The sequence below is a fragment of the Embleya sp. NPDC127516 genome, from assembly GCF_044765325.1.
Lineage (GTDB): Bacteria > Actinomycetota > Actinomycetes > Streptomycetales > Streptomycetaceae > Embleya.
Map to the genome: position 1 here is coordinate 87,215 of NZ_JBIWJT010000027.1, position 18,483 is coordinate 105,697.

General features: G+C 71.3%; 17 protein-coding genes. 7 read left to right on the forward strand and 10 right to left on the reverse strand.

Features of this window, described 5'->3' with window-relative positions:
* Nucleotides 1-339 precede the first annotated feature (339 nt).
* Nucleotides 340-1,899 (forward strand): hypothetical protein, encoded by a 1,560-nt coding sequence (locus ACIRL2_RS38070; RefSeq protein WP_395869770.1) that lies wholly within the window; start codon nt 340-342, stop codon nt 1,897-1,899.
* A 135-nt stretch (nt 1,900-2,034) separates the two neighbouring features.
* Here ACIRL2_RS38070 and ACIRL2_RS38075 read toward each other — a convergent pair whose 3' ends face one another.
* A complete protein-coding gene (locus ACIRL2_RS38075) occupies nt 2,035-3,615 on the reverse strand; it encodes an MFS transporter (RefSeq protein WP_402238472.1) in 1,581 nt (526 codons plus the stop codon).
* A 454-nt stretch (nt 3,616-4,069) separates the two neighbouring features.
* On the opposite strand from ACIRL2_RS38075, the gene ACIRL2_RS38080 reads away from it, so the two are divergent.
* The 3 genes from ACIRL2_RS38080 (at nt 4,070) to ACIRL2_RS38090 (ending at nt 6,284) form a co-directional block, all read left to right on the forward strand.
* Entirely contained in the window at nt 4,070-5,125 is a 1,056-nt protein-coding gene (locus ACIRL2_RS38080) for an RNA ligase family protein (RefSeq protein WP_402238475.1), read from the forward strand.
* 153 nt (nt 5,126-5,278) lie between these two features.
* Nucleotides 5,279-5,767 carry a VOC family protein gene (locus tag ACIRL2_RS38085; protein WP_402238477.1) on the forward strand — a complete coding sequence of 163 codons (489 nt, stop codon included), beginning with the start codon at nt 5,279-5,281 and terminating at the stop codon, nt 5,765-5,767.
* A gap of 190 nt (nt 5,768-5,957) precedes the next feature.
* On the forward strand, nt 5,958-6,284 hold the full coding sequence (locus tag ACIRL2_RS38090; RefSeq protein WP_395869777.1) for a hypothetical protein: 327 nt from the start codon (nt 5,958-5,960) through the stop codon (nt 6,282-6,284).
* A gap of 255 nt (nt 6,285-6,539) precedes the next feature.
* Here ACIRL2_RS38090 and ACIRL2_RS38095 read toward each other — a convergent pair whose 3' ends face one another.
* Nucleotides 6,540-6,884: an SH3 domain-containing protein gene (locus tag ACIRL2_RS38095; protein WP_395869779.1), complete on the reverse strand. Its 345-nt coding sequence runs from the start codon at nt 6,882-6,884 to the stop codon at nt 6,540-6,542.
* Between the two features lie 130 nt (nt 6,885-7,014).
* On the reverse strand, nt 7,015-7,476 hold the full coding sequence (locus tag ACIRL2_RS38100; protein WP_402238541.1) for a hypothetical protein: 462 nt from the start codon (nt 7,474-7,476) through the stop codon (nt 7,015-7,017).
* A 136-nt stretch (nt 7,477-7,612) separates the two neighbouring features.
* Here ACIRL2_RS38100 and ACIRL2_RS38105 point away from each other — a divergent pair, with 136 nt between their 5' ends.
* Complete coding sequence (locus tag ACIRL2_RS38105) at nt 7,613-9,784, forward strand: hypothetical protein (protein ID WP_395869783.1); 2,172 nt, start codon at nt 7,613-7,615, stop codon at nt 9,782-9,784.
* Nucleotides 9,785-9,990: 206 nt separating this feature from the next.
* On the opposite strand, the gene ACIRL2_RS38110 is transcribed toward ACIRL2_RS38105, so the two are convergent.
* From ACIRL2_RS38110 to ACIRL2_RS38135, 6 genes are all read right to left on the reverse strand, one after another.
* Complete coding sequence (locus tag ACIRL2_RS38110; RefSeq protein WP_395869785.1) at nt 9,991-10,353, reverse strand: STAS domain-containing protein; 363 nt, start codon at nt 10,351-10,353, stop codon at nt 9,991-9,993.
* A gap of 217 nt (nt 10,354-10,570) precedes the next feature.
* On the reverse strand, nt 10,571-11,221 hold the full coding sequence (locus tag ACIRL2_RS38115; protein WP_395869787.1) for a hypothetical protein: 651 nt from the start codon (nt 11,219-11,221) through the stop codon (nt 10,571-10,573).
* Nucleotides 11,218-12,147 (reverse strand): sigma factor, encoded by a 930-nt coding sequence (locus ACIRL2_RS38120; protein ID WP_395869788.1) that lies wholly within the window; start codon nt 12,145-12,147, stop codon nt 11,218-11,220. The genes ACIRL2_RS38115 and ACIRL2_RS38120 overlap by 4 nt, the downstream gene beginning before the upstream one ends.
* Complete coding sequence (locus tag ACIRL2_RS38125; protein ID WP_331772050.1) at nt 12,144-12,326, reverse strand: hypothetical protein; 183 nt, start codon at nt 12,324-12,326, stop codon at nt 12,144-12,146. Before ACIRL2_RS38125 ends, ACIRL2_RS38120 begins: the two co-directional genes overlap by 4 nt.
* 347 nt (nt 12,327-12,673) lie before the next feature.
* Nucleotides 12,674-12,979, reverse strand: coding sequence for a DUF3703 domain-containing protein (locus ACIRL2_RS38130; RefSeq protein WP_402238483.1), 306 nt, complete (start codon nt 12,977-12,979; stop codon nt 12,674-12,676).
* Nucleotides 12,980-13,220: 241 nt separating this feature from the next.
* Nucleotides 13,221-14,681, reverse strand: coding sequence for an MFS transporter (locus ACIRL2_RS38135; protein ID WP_402238484.1), 1,461 nt, complete (start codon nt 14,679-14,681; stop codon nt 13,221-13,223).
* A gap of 156 nt (nt 14,682-14,837) precedes the next feature.
* Between ACIRL2_RS38135 and ACIRL2_RS38140 the strand changes: the two genes are divergently transcribed.
* Both ACIRL2_RS38140 and ACIRL2_RS38145 read left to right on the forward strand, forming a co-directional pair.
* Nucleotides 14,838-15,536 (forward strand): TetR/AcrR family transcriptional regulator, encoded by a 699-nt coding sequence (locus ACIRL2_RS38140; protein WP_395869794.1) that lies wholly within the window; start codon nt 14,838-14,840, stop codon nt 15,534-15,536.
* 105 nt (nt 15,537-15,641) lie between these two features.
* Nucleotides 15,642-15,782, forward strand: coding sequence for an Imm7 family immunity protein (locus ACIRL2_RS38145; RefSeq protein ID WP_395869796.1), 141 nt, complete (start codon nt 15,642-15,644; stop codon nt 15,780-15,782).
* Nucleotides 15,783-16,169: 387 nt separating this feature from the next.
* Here ACIRL2_RS38145 and ACIRL2_RS38150 read toward each other — a convergent pair whose 3' ends face one another.
* A complete protein-coding gene (locus tag ACIRL2_RS38150) occupies nt 16,170-18,383 on the reverse strand; it encodes a trehalose-6-phosphate synthase (RefSeq protein WP_402238487.1) in 2,214 nt (737 codons plus the stop codon).
* Nucleotides 18,384-18,483 lie beyond the last annotated feature (100 nt).

Sequence of the window (18,483 nt, forward strand, 5' to 3'; positions counted from 1 at the left end):
GACCCTTCGAGAGGAAACCGTAACGACGGTGAAATCCGGGCGCCGGTGAATGATCTTGGATTTGAGACCACGCGCGGAGTCGACACGTGTCACCTGAATCGACTGTTCACCGCTATTGATTTCCGAGCGATTTGCGTACAGATTCCCCAGCATCATTGGACCTTCGCATGCCGCCCCGCATCCGACGGATGTCGATCGCGCGTGGCCCGGAGCCGGGACGACTTGCGGAAGCGATCTCCCACTCGTCCCCGGCGGGTGGGGATCAGTTCACGAAGGAGCACGGTTTTGGGGTTACGAAGATTGATTCCCCACAGGGCCACGGCCGTCGTGGTGACGGGGATGCTGGGAATGGCGGGGATCGCGGCACTGGCGCCGGCCGCGCATGCCGCGCCCATCGAGTACACGTCGCAATGCACGAACCAGACGCTGCCGGACCTTCCGATCGACCCGTCGCAGACCAAGGTCGACATCTCCGTGGACCCGGTCAAACCCACGTACAAGGTGGGCGAGACGATCACGGTGAACTGGAAGTGGCTGTCGTACGGCGTCGTGCCGCCGAACACGCCGATCGTGACCAAGGTGGAGAAGGACTCGACGCTGCCGAAGGGCAGGATCGGGTTGTCGGGGGCGCAGATCCGAGAGATGGACGTCGAGGGTGAACGCAAGAATCCCGAGACCCCGCTCGGCCAGGAGTTGATCGTCACCGACATGAAGGGCACCGTCACCCTCACCGACGCCGGGACCGTGAACCTGACGCCGCTTCAGCACTCGACGTGGACCAAGGCGTTCGGCTTCGACTCCGAGACCCGGTGCCTGCCCACGACCACGGTGCCGGTGGGTGCGTCGATCACGGTGGAGCCGGGTGAGGTGGAGCTGCCGGTTCTCCAGGCACCGGACGGTGACGTCTACTCGGGTTCGACCATCACGCTCACCGGCAGCAGGTTCGCGCCGAACGGCACTCCGCAGGTGGCGCTGTGCGACGCGAACGGCAGCGGATGCGATGCGGGCAAGTTCCTGATGAACACGCTCGCCATCGACGCCCAGGGCAACCTGACCGGAACCGCGATGTTGTACCCGTTCGGCATCGACGACGGCCGCTACGTCGTGCGCGTCTCCGACGGTTCCAAGGAGGCGACGGACACCCTCTCCATCAAGGCGTTCGTGCCGGGGCAACGGGTGCTCACGGCCGACAAGACCTCGGGTCCGGTGGGCACCGTGGTCAGGCTCGAGGGCCACGACTGGGTTCCCAACTACGAACTCCAGATCAGCGGTGTGGACGCGGACGGCAACATCTCCGACGTCCCGATCAGTGTCATGACCTCTCCCGACGGCAAGTTCGCCGCCGAGTACGTGATCGGGGCCGCCGAGGACGCCGCGATTCGCGCCGTCGCGGGCTTCGAGGACGAGGGCATGTCGGTGCCGTTCACGGTGACCGACGGCGGCGGCGGCCTGGAGCAGTCGCTCACCGGCACGATCACCCCCGGCGGCCTGACGATGACCCAGACCGCGGCGGGGATCGACTTCGGTACGACCACCCTCAACGGCCGGGTGCAGACCATGCACGCGGCGTTGAACCGGGTGACCGTGGTCGACGCGCGCGGCAGCGAACTCGGTTGGCAGTTGACCGGGTCGGTGTCCGACCTGACGTCGGACCGGGGTACCATCCCGGCCGCGAACGTGGCCTGGACGCCGTCCTGCGCGGCGGCCCAGGGAAGCCCGTCCACCGTGTCCTCGGGATCGACCGGCCCGATCGGGTCCGGCGCGACCCTGTGCACGCAGGCCCCGGGCGCCGGCCCGACCGGCGGCACTTTCACCGCGGACGCCGCCTTGGCGCTGACCGTACCGGCGTACGCGGCACCGGGCACCTATGGCGGGACGATCACGCTGACCCTGTCGTGACCACCCCGGCGCGCCGCTCGCGCGGCATCGCGTGACCGGCCCCGGCGCATCGTCCGGCCCCGTCCGATCGGACGGGACACCCGATGCGCCGGGGCCTTCGCACGCCCTCGGCCGGGCGGTCGCGCGGTCGAGCGGTCAATAGGCCGGTGCCGAACGCCACTTCGGCGGCGCCGACGCCACCGGGACCCGCGCGCGAGCAGTGCCGGTGGCGGGTCCGGCGGCAGGCGCGGCGGAGGGTGCGGGGTCGGTGACCGATTTCGCCGAGGGCCTTCCGGGAAGTGCCGCCGCGGTGCAGGCGGCGGCCAGGGCCGCCGCCGCAGCCAGGGCGAAGACGATGAGGTAGGCGTGCAGGGTGGGGTACGCGGTGCCGTGCACGTCGGTGGTGAACTGTGCCAGGACGGCCACCACCGTGGTGCTGCACACGCTTTGGCCCATCGTGCGCATCAGGACGTTGAGACCGGTCGCGGAGGCGGTCTGCTCCTGCGGCACCGCTTGCAGGACGAGGGTGGGCAGCGCGGAGTACACCAGCCCGGTGCCGACCGAGCACAGGGTCGCGCCCAGGACGATGGTCCACAGGGTGCCGCTGGTGAAGATCCGGAACACGTACGCTCCGGCGATCACCAGGGATCCCGCCAGGAGCGTCCAGCGGCCGCCCCGGGCGGCCGACAGTCGCGCGGAGACGGAGGACATGCAGACCATGACGAGTCCTCCGGGCACCAGGCACAGACTCGCGGTCAGCGCCGACGCGCCCAGGCCGTACCCGGTCGAGGTGGGGGCCTGGACCAGTTGCGCGGTGGCCAACCAGTTCGCGTAGAACGCGAAGCCGGTGAGCAGGGCGGCGGTGTGCGGCAACGCCACGGTGCGGCGTCCGGCCAGCCGCAGGTCCACCAGCGGTTCACGGGCCCGCAGTTGGCGCCAGACCCACAGGCCCAGGGCCACCACGCCGGTGGCCGCCGACACGGCCACGGGCATGCTGCCCCAACCCCAGACGGCGCCCTTGGACAGCGCCAGCAACAGCGCCACCAGGCCCACCGACAGCAGCACCGCGCCCGCGACGTCGAAGCGGCCGCGGGTACGCACCGGGGAGTTCGGAACCACCCACCACGAGGCGATCGCGGTGAGCGTGCCCAGCGCGGTGGTCACCCAGAACAGCGCGTGCCAGTCGGCGTGTTCGACCACCACCGAGGCCAGCGGCAGGCCCAGCGCCGCGCCGATGCCGACGGTGGAGCTCATCAGCGCGACGGAGGATCCGATGCGGTGCCCCGCGAGTTCGTCGCGCAGGATGCTGGTGGCCAGCGGCACCACCGCGGCGGCCGCGCCCTGCATCGCACGGGCGGCGATCAGCACCCGGATGTCGGACGTGAGCGCGCACAGCGCCGACCCGACGGTCATCGTCACCAGTGCGCCGATCAGCACCGGGCGCTTTCCGTACATGTCCCCGGCCCGACCCAGGACCGGATTGAGCACCGCGCCGGTCACCAGGGTGGCGGTGAGCATCCAGCTCACCGTCGAGGGCGAGGAACCCGTCGCGCGGGGCAGGTCCGGCAGCATGGGCACCACGACGGTCTGCATCAGCGCCATCAGGACACCACCGAACGCGAGCACCGGCACCAGCAGTCGCCGCCGCACTCGCACCCCGAGTGTGGCCGAGTGGGCCTCGGGCCCGGCTTCGGGCCCGGTCGGGGGCGACGCGGAATGGTCACGGGGTTGTTCCATGCTGCTCCTGAGACTCGGCGAGCCGCGCCCGTCATCGATCGACTATCGATCACAGTCACGCATGTACCGTGCACGTGATCAAGGGCCGCCACCCTGGAACTGACGCTCCGTCAGATGACTTGTCTCACATACGACGCCGTGGATCGGTGCCGCCTCCGGGGCACCCCCGAGAGGCGCCGGCGTCCGGTGCCCCCGCGGCGGTCGCCACGCGCGGCCGGGGCGTCGCGCCCAGGGCACAGGGCGCAGGGCGCAGGGCACAGGGACAACGGGCGCGGGGCAACGGGCGCGGGCGCGGGTGCGAGACGCGGGGACGCGAGTCCTCATGGCCGCAGACGTCGGCCACGTACGCGGCGCAGCCGGTGGGATCGTTGCCCGCACCCGGTGCTTGTCGTCGTACCGCCGCCGCCCGGAAACCCTGTTGCCCGCGATCGGGCGTACGCCGGAGGATTTCGACATGTCCGAGGCCGCGTCCCACAGTTCCGTTTGGATTCCCTACCCCAAGATCTCCGCGAAGGCGCGGCTCGGGATGGCCGGGGGTCGGGAATGGCTCGCGCAGGAGAAGGTGCACGGGGCGCACTTCGCGGTGGTGTGCGACGGTTTTGGGGTCCGGCCCGCGAAGCGACGCGAACTGCTCTCCGACGACCTGCTCGACGACTTCTTCGGCGTCAGCAGGATCTGGCCGGGGTTGTCGGTGTCCGCCGCACGATTCGCCGCCGAGCTGCGCGGTGTGTGGGGCGACGCGGCCGTGGTGACCATCTATGGTGAACTGGCCGGCGGGCACTACCCGCATCCGGATGTTCCCGCGGATTCCGCGGTCGAGCCGGTGCAGACCGGCGTCTGGTACACACCGGATCTGCACTGGTTGCTGTTCGACACGACGGTCGAGACCGAGAACGGGCGTTGCTGGATCTCCGAGCGTGCTCTGCGCGATGCCGCGGCCGGGGCCGGGCTGCGCTGCGTACCGACTCTCGCGCACGGTTCGCTCAACTCGCTCCAGCGGTTGCCGTGCGCGTATCCCAGCCTGGTTCCGGGCCTGTTCGGGCTGCCCGCACTCGTGGGCAACCTCGCCGAGGGGTACGTACTCAAGCCCGCCGGAGACTGGTGGGAGCACGGCGACGCCGGAACGAAGGGCTCCGGCGCCCGCCCGGTGGCCAAGGTCAAGCAGAACGGTTTCGCCGAGGACGAGCGCTTCGCCGGTTCCCGCCCGTACCTCGCGCCGCCCGAGGGCGCGACCGGCGTGCCCGCGTGGCTCCTGGTCCGGGCGGCGGCCCTGCTCACCCCCACTCGCGCGGCCGCGGCGGTGAGCAAGCTCGGGCCACGCGCCCCCGCCGACGCCGTGGTGGAGGAGATCACCCGCGACGCGGCGGAGGAGATCGCCGACGCGGTGGGCGGCCTGCCCGGCGCGCACCTTCGTGCCCTGATCCGCGCGCTCGAACCGGGAGCACGCGCCCTGACCCGCTTCGACGCCGACGAACGCCGGGCCGCCCGCCCCGGACGCCGTCTGCCGTAGCCGTCGCGCGACACGGGATCAATGCCCGACTCCGAGACGGATACCGCGATAGTGGAGCCGTTCGATGCATTCGATCCATCCGGGTCGCACGTCGACCCGTACGGCGGCTCGGCGTGCGGCGAGACATCCCGTCGACTCATCCCAGGAGAGAACATGACGCCCCCCGAGGCTCCGAAGACACCGCAGGTACGTCAACTACGCCTGGTCGTCGAGGCGGACGACTTCGAGGCCGCCCTGGCCTTCTACCGTGACGCCCTCGGCCTGCCCGAGCAGGCCGCCTTCTCCGGGGACGGCGGCGCCCGCGTCGCGATCCTCGACGCGGGCCGCGCCACCCTGGAGATCGCGAACCCGGAACAGAAGCGAATGATCGACGACGTCGAGGTCGGCCGTCAGGTCGCACCCGGAATTCGCATCGCCTTCGAGGTCGACGACACCCGCACCGCGACGACCCACCTCGTCGCCGCAGGCGCCACCCAGATCGCACCCCCCACCCTCACCCCCTGGAATTCCCTGAACTCCAGACTCGACGCCCCCGCCGACCTCCACATCTCCCTCTTCCAAGAACTCACCGACCCCGACGACCACCCCGAACCCGACACCCCCCGATCGACGGAACCCAACCCTCCCCGCACCGACTCCTGACCCCCGCCCCCGCATCCCCCGAACCCCGCCCCCACGACCACACCACCGACCCCGCCCGTCGGATGGCGGGGCTTCGGGAGGCGGGATTCGTTGAGTGGGGGTAAACGATGAGGCGGGCATCGGGCGTTGATCGACGACGTCGTAGGCGTGAAGGTTGAGGTGTTGGCATACCACCTCGGGAGCAGCTGTCATGAGCCTGGAAATCGTCGAATCCGCACTCCCTCACCCGCCCACGCCCTCCGGTGGCGACCCGTACGAACCCGACGAGTTCACGGACGCGGCGCTGCGGAGCGTGGAGCGGGTGTACCTGGCCGCCGTACGGCTGGCCGGTGATCGGGACGCGGCGGTGGATCTCGTCCTGGACACGTACGCGCACGCGTACCGGAGCCATCTGGAAGGCGGTCCGAGCGCCCCCGCCGGCTTGCCGCAGGAGCCGTGGTTCAGCGCCTGGCTGCTCCTGGTCCAGTACGAGCTCTGGTCGGACGGGGGCAAGGGGGCGGCGGCCGGGAGTCGATGACCGGGCCCACACGGGGCTTGAGCGAGGGCCGGGTCGCGCCACCGCGGAGAGCCCGGATTACCGCGTACCGGTGGGGCCGGCCGACTGCCTCCCACACTCGGTGCCGGTGGAGTGCGGCCGACCGCCTCCCGCGCTCGGACGAGGTCGCTCCCCCGTCTCGACCGAGCGCGAGAGCGCCGACCGTGCTTCGGCGGCCCGATCCCGGGTGCCGGGATCGGGTGGCCGGCCGCACGCGGCCGCGTTCGGGACGGTCGGTCAGCGGACGTACTTGATCGAAACCCAACCCTTGATACCCGACGCCTGGTGCTTGACGTAGTACCACTCACTGGCCTCGGCGTCGCCGTCCCGGTACACCACGCCCTGGCAGTAGACGGTGACCTTCGCGCCCTTCTGCAGCACCCGCAGAATCGGGTTCCAGGTGCCCTTGGCCTTGCGCAGGCTGACGTTGTTGCCCGTGATCTTGGCGGTGTGATCGCTGAGATCCCGGTAGCACGCCGGGTGGCTCGCGGCGGATGCGGACGGCGCGAGCGCGACGCCCACACCCGTGAAGAGCGACACCGACGCCACTACCGCGGCGGCGCTCCGACCGAGCTTGCTCACTGGTGATTCCTTTGGTCGAAGGGAGAAACGGGTCGGGCCCATCCTTCCCGTTGCCCGCCTCCAACGGATATCCAATTCACGCGACGGCGGCGCCAAAGCCTTGCTCCGGTGGGGAGTTCGCGGGACAGGATCAGGTGCGGCCTTCGTCGTTCTGGGCCTGCCGCAGGATCGCCGAGGTGGGCATCCAGTCGGCCCGGACCACGCGGAATCCCGCGGCCTCGTAGGCGTCGCAGACCTGGGCATCGTCGTCGACGACCATGGCGACGGTCCGACCCCGAGCCAGTTTGCGCAACAATTCGGGTTTGGCGACACGGGCCGCACGGCGGTCCCGGTCGGCGCGCATCAGCAGCCGGCCGGAAGGCAGGCCGTGCCGGTCCAGCCAGGCGACGGTGTCGCGGCGGCAGCGCTCCGGGCGACCGGTGACGTACACCACCTCGTGTGTCTCGGCGCTGTCCCTCGCGAGCGCGACGCCCTCCGCGAGCGGCGCGTCGTGCGCCGCGGCCGCGAAGAACGCCGTCCAGTCACGCGGACGCGACTCGACGAGGTGCAACCGGTGACGAGTATCGGCCACGGTGCCGTCCAGGTCGAACACCGCCAACGGGCAGGATATCACAAGCGCCTCCAAGGCATTCCGACTCGGCCGGGGAGTCTACGCCGGGCCCGGCCGCGGCCCGCCGGCGCCCGGAAACCCGAGTGCGGGCGCTCGGCGCGGTCTGGGACCATGCCGGATGGCCCACTCTCTCGAAGCCCTGATCGTCCGACATGCCCGCCGCCTCCCGGTCCCCTCCGGACCCACCGGGCAAGGCGACGTCGCCGCACGGCAATTCGACGCCGCGCTGTTGACCGTGGGCTTCAAGATGTCGGCGGATCTCTTGGAACGGCTGTCGGGACTGGCCCAGGACACGGTCCTCGACATCGCCACGCGTACGCTGAAGACCGTCCGCGAGATGGTCGGCGACCACGTCGAGCACAACAGCTACTTCATCGACTTCCCGGCCAACGTGCCGGACACCGTCGAGTTCTGGACACGCTGCATAGTCGAGGCGCTCGCCGACGAGGCGTCGCACGACGACGTACCGGCCCGGCTCGGCACCGGCGTGGTCGACCTGCTGACCCTGCCGTCGTACGGCAACTACCGGCACACGTATGCCGAGATGCTCGCGGCCCACGACGAGCTGATCGCCGCCGCGGGCGACCGCCTGACGATCCTGCACCTCGGTGGCGCCCCGGACGAGGAGGTCACCGCCCTCTACCTGGCCCTGGCGGGAAGCACGACCCCCCTGGGCGACGAGGGTCTGCGCGACCTGGGTGTGCTCGCCGCGCACTGCGCCAACGGCCCGAGGCCCGAGGCGATCCCGATCCGGGAGAACCGCGCCGTCGTCAACCGTGCCCGTCTCGACATCGGCGCGGACCTCCTCGTGGACACCGTCACCGACGTGCTCCGCCTGGCCTGCGCGCTCGCGGACGGCGACGTGACCCTCGTGGAACCGACCCGGTTCAAGGCCCTGTCCCGTCCCGTACGCCGGGCCCTGCTCGCCGCCCTCGACACGCTCGTCGCCGCCACCCCGGCCAAACTCGCCGACGTCACCGCGCACCGCGAGCCCTTCAAGCGCCTCGGCGAGCGGCTGCACCCGCACGAGTACCCCCGTTGGCCGCACGCCGCCGACGTGTTCGCCGTGGCCCGGGGCGAACTGAAGGCGCCGTCCCTGGACAGCCGCGTCGAGGAGTTGCTCCGCGCCGGCGACGTCACCGGGGCGACGCGCCTGCTGACGGCCGCTCCCGGCAGGCTGTTTCGCGCCCTGGACCGCCTGCTGCGCACGTGCGGCACCCAGGAGGAGCGCGACGCCGTCGTGGCCGCCGCGGAGCAACTCGCGGCGCGGGTGTCTGGGCGCGTCCTGCTGTCGGTCCGCGAGCACTTCCACAACCGCAGCGACGAGAGCACCGCACGCCGCATCTTCGTCAACCGCCTCGGCCGCGCCTGGGCGGCCGCCGACACCCGCGCACCGGTGCCATCGCCCGAGCGCGAGCGGCTGATCGCCGCTCTGGACGCCGAGACGCGCCGCCGCCTCCCCGAGCCGGGGCACCTGCTGATCGACCCGGACATCCTCGACGTCGCGCTCCCGCTCAGCGGGAAGGCGACGGCCGCCGGTCTGGGCGTACTGCCCCGCGGCTCGCTCTCCCCCGTCGACGGCGAACTGCTGCGGTTCTTCGTGTACTGGAAGCAGACCCGACACAGCACCGACTACGACCTGTCGGCGCTGATGCTGGACGACGCGTACGCGACGGTCGGTTGGCTGTCCTTCACCGCCCTCACCTCGTACGAGGGCGAGCACTCCGGCGACATCACCGACGCGCCCGACGGCGCCTCGGAGTTCATCAACCTGCGCCTGGGCGGTGTCACCGGCAGCTACATCGTCCCGCAGGTCGACATCTACTCGGGGGAGGGCTTCGAGCAGGTCGAGGAGTCGTTCTTCGGTTTCATGCTGCGCGACGCCGAGCAGCAGGGTCGTCCCTTCGAGCCGCGCACCGTGCGGATGAAGTCGGACCTGCGCGGCCCGGGCCGGGTCGCGCTGCCGCTGGCGTTCCTGCGCGGGAGCGACGGCCGTTGGCGCGCCAAGTGGTTGCACCTGTACCTCCAGGGCGCCCCCGACTCCAACACGGTCGAGGGGAACCGGGTGTCCGTCGCGACCCTGCTGCGCGGCATGCTCGAGCGCGAGCATCTCACCATCGAATACCTCGCCGACCTGATGGCCGACCGAGCCGCGACCACCACGCTGTGGGACCCCGAGACGATCCCGGACGGCCCCGTCACCTACATCGGCCTGGCCCGCCCGGACGGCCTGCACCCGGACTCCCGGATCTTCACCCCGGAAAACCTGCGCGACCTGATCCCCGCGTAGTGCTAGCGTTGGCCTCGGCGAGGCCATGAACGGACTTCCTTCTCACTCCTTGAACCAGTCCCTTCGCTTTCCTCGCCCTCGACTTGCAAGGCCGGGGTGCCGTCGGGCGCCCCGGCCTCGTCGTTTTCCCGGACACCGCCGACACCCCGCCGCGTGGGCCGGCGCCGTGCGCGGGGTACCGGCCCGCGTGGTCACGGATCTCCCTGTCAAGACTCGCCCGGCAGCGCGGGAAGAGCGTCGATGATGTCGAAGTCCGCTCGCAGGCCCGGAAGTTGCAGAACGTGCCGGACGAACGGGTCGACCCGGAACAGGCGCAGGTCGCCGTTGCGGGCGTGGGCGCGCTCGCGGCCTCGGGCCAGCACGGAAATGGCGCGGGCTCCGAGGAAGGTCACCTCGCCCAGGTCGACGATCACGTGGGGTCGGTCGATTCCGGTCAAGGCGTCCAGGGCGCGGGTGAGCGGGAGCACGGTGGCCACGTCGAGTTCACCGCGTGGGGTGACTACGAGGTGGAGTCCGTGCGATCGCGTCGCCAGGCGCGGGCGGGCGAGGGCTCGGTGCGTGCGGGTCATGGCGGAAGCGACCTTCCTGGCGGCGGGTGGGCGTGCGGGGCATGGCGGACGTGGCGGGCGGAACCCGGCGCGGTTCCGGGTACCGCCCACCGCGTCGGCGGGGCGAGGTGTCGGCCGACTCCGGTCCGGGGGATCCCGGCGCGGCCGTATCGTCCGGCACCGCGACCGCGCGGCGCCCGCGCCGCGTCGAGATCCCCCGAACCCGCCCCGAACCTGCCTAGACGTGTCCGGCGGCGGCGAGCAGACGGGGGAAGCGGTCGTTGGGTCGGCAGATCTCGCCGAGGTCGGGATCGTCGACCTCCTCGATGCCCGGTTCCACACGCGCGACGTACGCCTGCGGATCGCCCGCGCCCTCGATCTCGGCCGGCACCGGGGCGGGCGTGGCCGCGTGCAGGCGGCCGGCCCAGTGGTGGGCGTCCTCGGGTTCGCCCTCGACCCGATGGTGCAGGGTGAGCAGGCGCATCGCCTCGACGGTGTCGGCGCCGGCGGCGTACCTCCACCAGAACGCGGCGGGTGCGGGCCGCCCGGTGAGGTACAGCAGACATCCGAACACCAGCGCCCCCGCGGGAATGCGCCTTTGTACGAAATCCCCGAGGAGGGGGCCGGTGGTCGGTCGGGCGACGATCGCCTGGCAGAACTGTTCGAGTTCCGCCGCGGCGGCGTTCTGCGCGGCGTGGGCGTCCGTGAAACCCGCGCCGCGCGGGCGTCCGATGCCGGCGGGCCGGACCAGTGCGGCCACGAGTTCCTCCTGGACGATGAGGTCGGCCAGGCGGCGGGTGGCGGCGGCGGGGTCGTAGTCGGCGAAGGCCGTGTCCATGTCGCGACGGCGCTGTTGGAGCGCGCGGTCGAGCGGGGTCAGGTCGTTCATGCGTTGGGTTCCCGAGGGTGCGTGGGGGTCGGTGGGGTGGGGGCCGGTGGGGCGTGCCGGGTTCGGTCGAGGGCGCCGGCGAGTTGTTTGCGGGCCGCGTGGACGTGGCTGCGGACGGTGGAGATGGTCACTCCCAGGTAGTCGGCGACGTCCTGGAGGGGCAGTTGCATCACCAGGTGCAGGCGGGCGCAGGTGGCGCGTTTGGCGGGCATGGCGGCGATGGTGCGGTCGAGGGTGTCCAGCTGCGGGACGAGGGCGGCCGGGTCCGCGGTGGTCGTGGAGGCGACGTCGGGGGCGCCGGGAGCGGTGAAGTCGATCGGTACCTCGAGGCTGCGCCCGCGGCGGCGGCGGATGTCGACGACGCGCCGGCGCAGGATCTCGTAGGCGAGCGCGAGCGGCGGCCCGGGATGACGGACGATCTCGGGCCAGCGTCGGGACAGGGCGAGCAGGACGTCGGCGACCGCCTCGTCGGCGTCGTGCGGACAGCCCAGTTGTTTCCAGGCGTGGTCGGTCAGCGTCTGTTGGTGCTCGCGACAGAACCGTACGAAGTCCTTGGGCGCGTCGAGGACCGGGCCGCCCGGGGCGGGACGCCATCGTCCGAGCGAGTCGCGGTCGAGCGAGTCGCGGACGAGGTCGCGGCGCAGGCGACGGTCCTCGAGGGCGTCGGTCAGCATGCGGAACGCGCGCTTGACCGGCGGGGCGGGCTCGCGCAGTACGTCGTCCCAGCGCCGGTACAGGGCCAGGAGGACCTCGGCGACGATGTCCTCGGCCTCGGGGCGCGATCCGAGGTGGTCGTACGCGAAGCGGGTCAGGGTCGGGTGGTGGCTGTGGCAGAAGGCCACGAAGTCGACGCGCAAGAGGTCCACCAGGTCCACCGGGTCCATTTCCACGACTCGGGCCTGGTCGGGGCGCAGCGGTTCGGTCATCGTCCGCCGCCCTTGCCGCGCGCGGGGCGCGTCCGGCGATGCCCGGAGCCGCAACGGTGGTTCGGCTCGGGGAACGCCGTGCCGCGCATCAGGGCACCGAGCGGCGCGCGCACGACGACGACCAGCACGCCTATGACCAGCCACAGTTGTCTGGCCTCGGGGCCGAGAATTTCGTTCAAGGCAGCGCATCCTTCCGTGAAGTCCGGCGCGGACCCTGCCGGGGACGAAGCGCTTGTCCCCGGCGGCGTCCACGAGGCCCGAGGGCCTCTCACCCCATAACTCGCCCACCGGGCATCCCGCGTCCAAGTCGAAACCGCAAAATCTCACCCACCACGCCCGAACGACCACACGTTCTCGCACCACCAGGAAGAACGCCGACGGCTGTAACCGCGCGGCGGCGCAAGCGAGTTGACGGAGGCCCCGGACAAACGGCCGTTCGCGGTCGGCGGCACGGGCGGGCTCATCGCGGGCGGGTGCGCGCCGGACCGACAGCGGCGGCGAACAGGTCGGCGAGCTCCGCAGGGGTCTACATCGGCGCGCTCATGGACACGTTCCCCCGGCCGGTGTTCCCGACCGGGTAGCGCCCGGTGGCCGACCCGGGCGCGGCGACCGCGAGCCGGACGAGTTGGCCGACCGCCTCGCGCGGGTCGCGGGTACGCACCGCGCGGGCGAGCATCGCGCCGTGCGCACGCACGTGTGGCCACGCCCACGGCTGGGACAGGATGTGCGCCCGCTCCAGATGCGCCCACCCCCGCGTTCCCGGCCCGGCGGCGCGGGCGGCGGCCAACTCCGCGTCCAGCGCGACGCGTACGCCATGAGGCATCTTCGGCATGTCGATCCTCTCGCGTAGGGGTGCATGCGGCGGCGCAACAGGACCGGAACACCGGGACAACACCCACGCGGACGCGCACCCGCCGTGCGCATCGGCCGAGTTGGGCACGTGGGCGGCGGCGGCCCAGCCGGCCCCGTGCCGCAAATGGTCAAGATATGCTGAACAATTGATTCGATGCCGAACAATCAGGAAGGGACGGCGATCCGACTTCCCGTCCCTTCTCGACGCGTCGCGCCTCCGGTCAGTCCCGTGCGGGGACGGGATCGCGGTCGTCGGTTCGGTCGACCTGGTCGACTCGTGACGGCGGGCTGGTCCGACGCAGGACGGTGAGGGCGATGACAGCGGCGACGACCAGGAGCACGGCGCCGAGGGTCAGGCCGAGCGCGTATCCGTCGTTGAGGGCCTCGCGCGTACCGGTGTCACCGGTGCGCTCGTGCGCGGCGGTGCCCAGGGCGGCGAGTCCGAGCGAAGCGCCGATCTGGCGTGAACTGGCGAGCAGGCCCGACGCGGTGCCGGCCTCGTGCGGCGCGACGCCGGCGGTGGCGATGGAGACGACCGGTCCGAGGCACAACCCGAAGCCGAGGCCGGCGACGATCGAGGGCCCCAGGACGTCGCCGGCGAAGCTGCCGTCGGGGCCGATCCGGCCGAACCATGCGAGTCCGGTCGCGGTCAGGACTCCGCCGGCCACCAACAGGTGGCGCGGAGCGAAGCGGTAGCCGAGTTTGACGGCGACCACGGAACCGGCGATCACGCCGAAGGCGAGCGGCAGGAACATGGTCCCGGTCAGCGCCGCGCCCGTCCCGAGCACTCGTTGCAGGTAGAGGGACGCGAAGTAGAAGGCCGAGGCCATGGCCGCGCCCACCAGGAGGTTGTAGGCGTTCGCACCGGCCACGGCGCGATTGGCCAACAGGCCGAGTCGGATCAGGGGTTCACGCGCGGTGGTCCGCTCGACCTGGATGAACGCCACCAGCAGCGCGACGGCGACCGCCAGGGTGGTCAGGGTGACCGGCGAGGTCCACGCATACCGATCGGTGCGCACGACACCGAACACCAGCAGGGTCATGCCCGCCGCGACCAGGACGGCACCGAGTACGTCGGGGCGCCCTCCTCGCGAGGTCGGCGCACTCTCGGTGATGCCGCGCCACGCCAGGGCCAGCGCGCAGGCCGCCATCGGCACGTTCACGAACATCACCCAGCGCCAGCCGGCGTACTCGGTGAGCAGGCCGCCGATCAGGACGCCGAAGGCGCCCCCCGCGGCGTTCGTCGCGCTCCATACCCCGAAGGCCCGGACGCGGGCCTTGCCGGTGGGAAACGTCGCCGTCAGCAGCGCCAACGCGGCCGGGGCCAGCGCGGCGGCCCCGATGCCCTGTGCGGCTCGGGCGGCGACGAGTTGGCCGGGCTCCCGGGCGAAGCCACCGAGAAGCGAGGCCAGGCCGAACAGGCCCAGCCCGAGCAGCAGCACCCGTTTGCGGCCGTACCGGTCGGCGGCCTTGCCACCCAGCAGGAGCAGCCCGCCGAACGTGAGGGCGTAGGCGTGGATCACCCAGGTCAGGCCCACCGCACCGAAGCCGAGACCGGCGGCGATCTCGGGAAGTCCGACGTTCACGACGGACAGGTCCAGCGACACCATGAACTGCACGACGGCCACCACGGCGAGCGTGAGCCCCGGCCGGCCACTCGAAGCATTCGTCCTATTCGTCATCGCGAACTCCGTCCCCCGTGCCGCCGAATGTCTTTTCGAACATGTTCCGAAAGTAACATCGAGGCAGGCCGCTGTCGACCCGGGAACGGCCGACCGCCCATGGCCGACCCCGCACCGGTTTCGCGGCGCAAGAGGGTGGAGCGGCATGATGGGGCGATGCCCTCACCGCTCCCGTCGCCCGTACCGCACGGCCGCACCGGCCGCCCGCCCGTGACCTCCCGCGCGCAGATCCTGACGGCGGCGCGCCGGCTCATCGACCGGGACGGCTGGGAGAAACTGACCGTGCGCCGGCTCGCCGCCGAGACCGGCATCGGGGCGACGACCATGTACCACCACATCCGCGGCAAGGACGACCTGCTGGTCCTGCTGCTCAACGGCTACATCGACGAGATCGAACGCCCACCGCTCCCCGAGGACCCGCGCGAGCGCATCCTCACGGCCGCCACCGCGATGCACGACGCGCTCGCCTCCTGGCCCTGGGCCGCGGAGATCCTCTCGGCCGACGGCTTCGTCGGCCTCCTCGACGAATCGGCACTGTGGATGGTCGACGCCATCGTCGGCGGCGCCCGCGACCACGGCTGCACACCCGCGCAGACCGTCCGCGTGTTCCGCGACATCTGGTACTACACCATCGGCGAGGTCCTCGTCCGCGCCCACAGCGCCCGGGCCCGGGAGAACAACGAGCACCCCGCCTACCGCGAAATCTTCGACGCCACCCGGGTCCCCCACCTCGCCGCCGTCGCCCACCTGTGGGCCGAGGAGGGCGCCCGCGACAGCTACCCCCAGGGACTGCGCGCCCTCGTCGACGGACTCCTCGCCCAGACCACGCCGACCGACTCCCCCGGCACCGACTGAGCACCGGCATCGAAACCGGGCCGAAGCCCCCTCACCCGAAGGCACCGACAAAACCTGGGCGGCCCGCGCGCAACTGCCGCCATCATCAACGGACTTACCGTTCCGGTGCACATCCGCGACGACGAGGACCCCGCTCACGACAACGAGTTCCGCGTCCTGGGGCTCGCTCGCGGAAACGTGACCGAGCACACCGAGCCGCTGCTGTCACCGTGCGTCCCGACCCTCGAGGATCCCTACGAGGAATGACCCGACCGATTCACCGGCCGCCGCGTGCGGGATCGGCGCGAACCCCCACCCGCGCCCACGACTGTTGCGGATCCACCTCGATTTTCAACCTGTCGAGGGTGAAGGTCTGCCTGAGCCCATGGATTCCGGTGATGTCACGCAGGGGCCTGTTAACCATACAATCTGCCTATCCACTGGCGTCTCGCTCTCCTGGTGCTGAGCACACGAACTCAACCGGCCAGGCGGGGTCCAACTTGCCCACACCCGACAGGCGTTCACGACACCGACGGCCGCCTGCGCCGATCTCGCGCGCACCGAACCGGTCGAGGTGCGCCGATGCACGAACCGTCCCCACGGCACACAGGGCGGACGTTCACCCACAGGGACGCGCGCCGACCATCTGCGGCGCTACGCGATGCTTGCGGGCGCGGCGGCGACAGGGCCTGAGTTCACGTCGACGGCGTCGTCGGTCTCTATGGCCGCGATGATCCCGGCCGCCCAGTTTCGAGGGTGGTCGTGGCCGAGGGCGGTCGACAGGTGGATCATGCGGGTGCGGCGTTCGCGGCGGGGCATTCGCAGTGCCCGTCGGAGCGCCCACACGAGGTCGGCCGGCGAGCGGGGGTCGGTGAGGAGGGCGCCGTGGGCGAGTTCCTCGGCTGCTCCGGCGTAGCGGGACAGCACCAGCACGCCGTTGCCGCCCGCGGCCGATTGGGCCGCCACATACTCCTTCGCGGTGAGGTTCATCCCGTCCTGGAGCGACGTCACCCAGAACACGTCCGCGGCGAGGTAGTGGTCCACGACCTCGACGAACGAGAGGTTGTACGGGAGGTATTCGACCGGTTGCCAGGTCGCGGTGCCGAACCGGGCGTTCACGTCGGCGATGCGACGTTCGAGGGCGACGCGGGTCGAATCGTGGGCGGTGATGCCGGGTTCGGGCGGCGGGCAGACCAGACGGAACCGGAAGCGACCATGCAGGTCCGGGTCGGAGGCCAGAAGGGCGGCGACGGCGGCGACCTTGCGCTCGGGGGCCTTGACGTAGTCCAAGCGCTCGACGGAAAGCACCAAGTGACCCACGGCGGACGGAGCCTGCGGCCCGCGCGACCGCACCATCGCGTCGATAGCCGCGCGGTCGACACCCAGCGGATGCACACCCACCCGCGGCGCCCTACCGGCATCGCCCAGTGTGGCCCGGAAGTTCGCGGCGAATCCCTCGGTCTGGAACCCGGCCCAGTCCAGTGCCGTCAGCGAAGTTCGTACCTCGGCCGCTACCGGCAGCGAGTCGAAGATCCGGGCCGGCGGGAACGGCGTGTGATGGAAAAGGCCCACCCGCAGGTCGGGCCGCGACGCGCGCAGGAGTCCCGGTACGAGCCACAGGTTGTAGTCGTGCAGCCACACGGTCGCCCGCTCGGCCGCCCGGGCCGCGATGTGTTCGGCGAAGCGGCGGTTGACGGTTCGGTACTCGACCCAGGCGGCACTGTCGAAGCGCACGCGTTCCGGCTGCGACATCAGCGCCGGCCACAACGTTTCCTTGCAGGCCCGGTGGAAGTAGGCCGACCACGCCGCGGGTTCGAACCGCTGCAAGGACAACGCGAGACCGAGATCGTCGTCTCCGCCCCCAGGACCGAAACCCGAACCCGGACCCACACCCACACCAACGCCGGCACCGGCACCGGCACCGGCACCGGCACCGGCCAGATGGTCCCCCTCCCCCACCGCCCCCGCAACCCACAGCGCCGGCAACACCTGGGAGCTGTCCCCGTGTTCCGCACCGAGAACCGAACACAACGTCGGCAGGATCCCGTTCGGGCTGACCGGAGCGCACCACCCCGTGGAGGTCCATATCCGGGGCGGTCGGTGATAGCCCACGACCAACGCGTGTTCCGGCTCCACCCAACCCAGGTTCCGCAACGCGGCCACGATCCCGGCCGCGCCGTGCTGTTCGGTGCGGTACACCCTCTCGTCGCCGGCCACCGCCCGTTCCAGGGCGGGCTCGGCGCCACCGACCACCACACCGTGCGCGCCGATTCCGAACATCGACAGGTCGTTGAGCGAGTCGCCCGCGACCAGCATGTCCGCCCGTTCCCAATGCAACGAGCGCGCCAGGGCCTCCACCGCCGCGCCCTTGCTCGCCCCCGGGGGCAGAACGTCGAAGTAGCGATCGGCCGAGTACGCCCACGAGCACCCCAACGCGGCCACCGCCGCGCTGAGTTCATCGGTCAACTCCCCGGGAGGCAGTTCGAAGGAACACCGTCCCTCCTGCGCTACCCCGTCCTGATACCTCAGAGCGGGGAATCCGGAGAGCCCGTCGCGCACCCGTGCCGCACCGGGCCAGCCCGCGCGCAATCGGGACTGCAGATCCGCGACGGTACTCAGGTCCCTGCCGTCGGCCAGGCTGGCTCCGACGTCGGCGACGACCCACCGTGGCCTGGGCACGAGCGGGTCGGCCAGCACCTGGCGCACCGAGGCCAGTCCGCGGCCGGTGGCGAAGACCACCGTGATCTCGGGATGACGCGACAGGATCCCGTGCAGCCGCAGGCGTTCGGCGTCCGTACCGCCCAACAACGTGCCGTCCAGATCGGTGACCAGGACTCTCACCACACCCCCCGACGGACCGATGAGCACGCCACGAACACCCCACACACAAACGAATGTCGATCGACCCACGTGCAAAACGCGCTCCGCCCGATGAGCCGGAGAATGTGGTCGACCGACGACCTCGAAA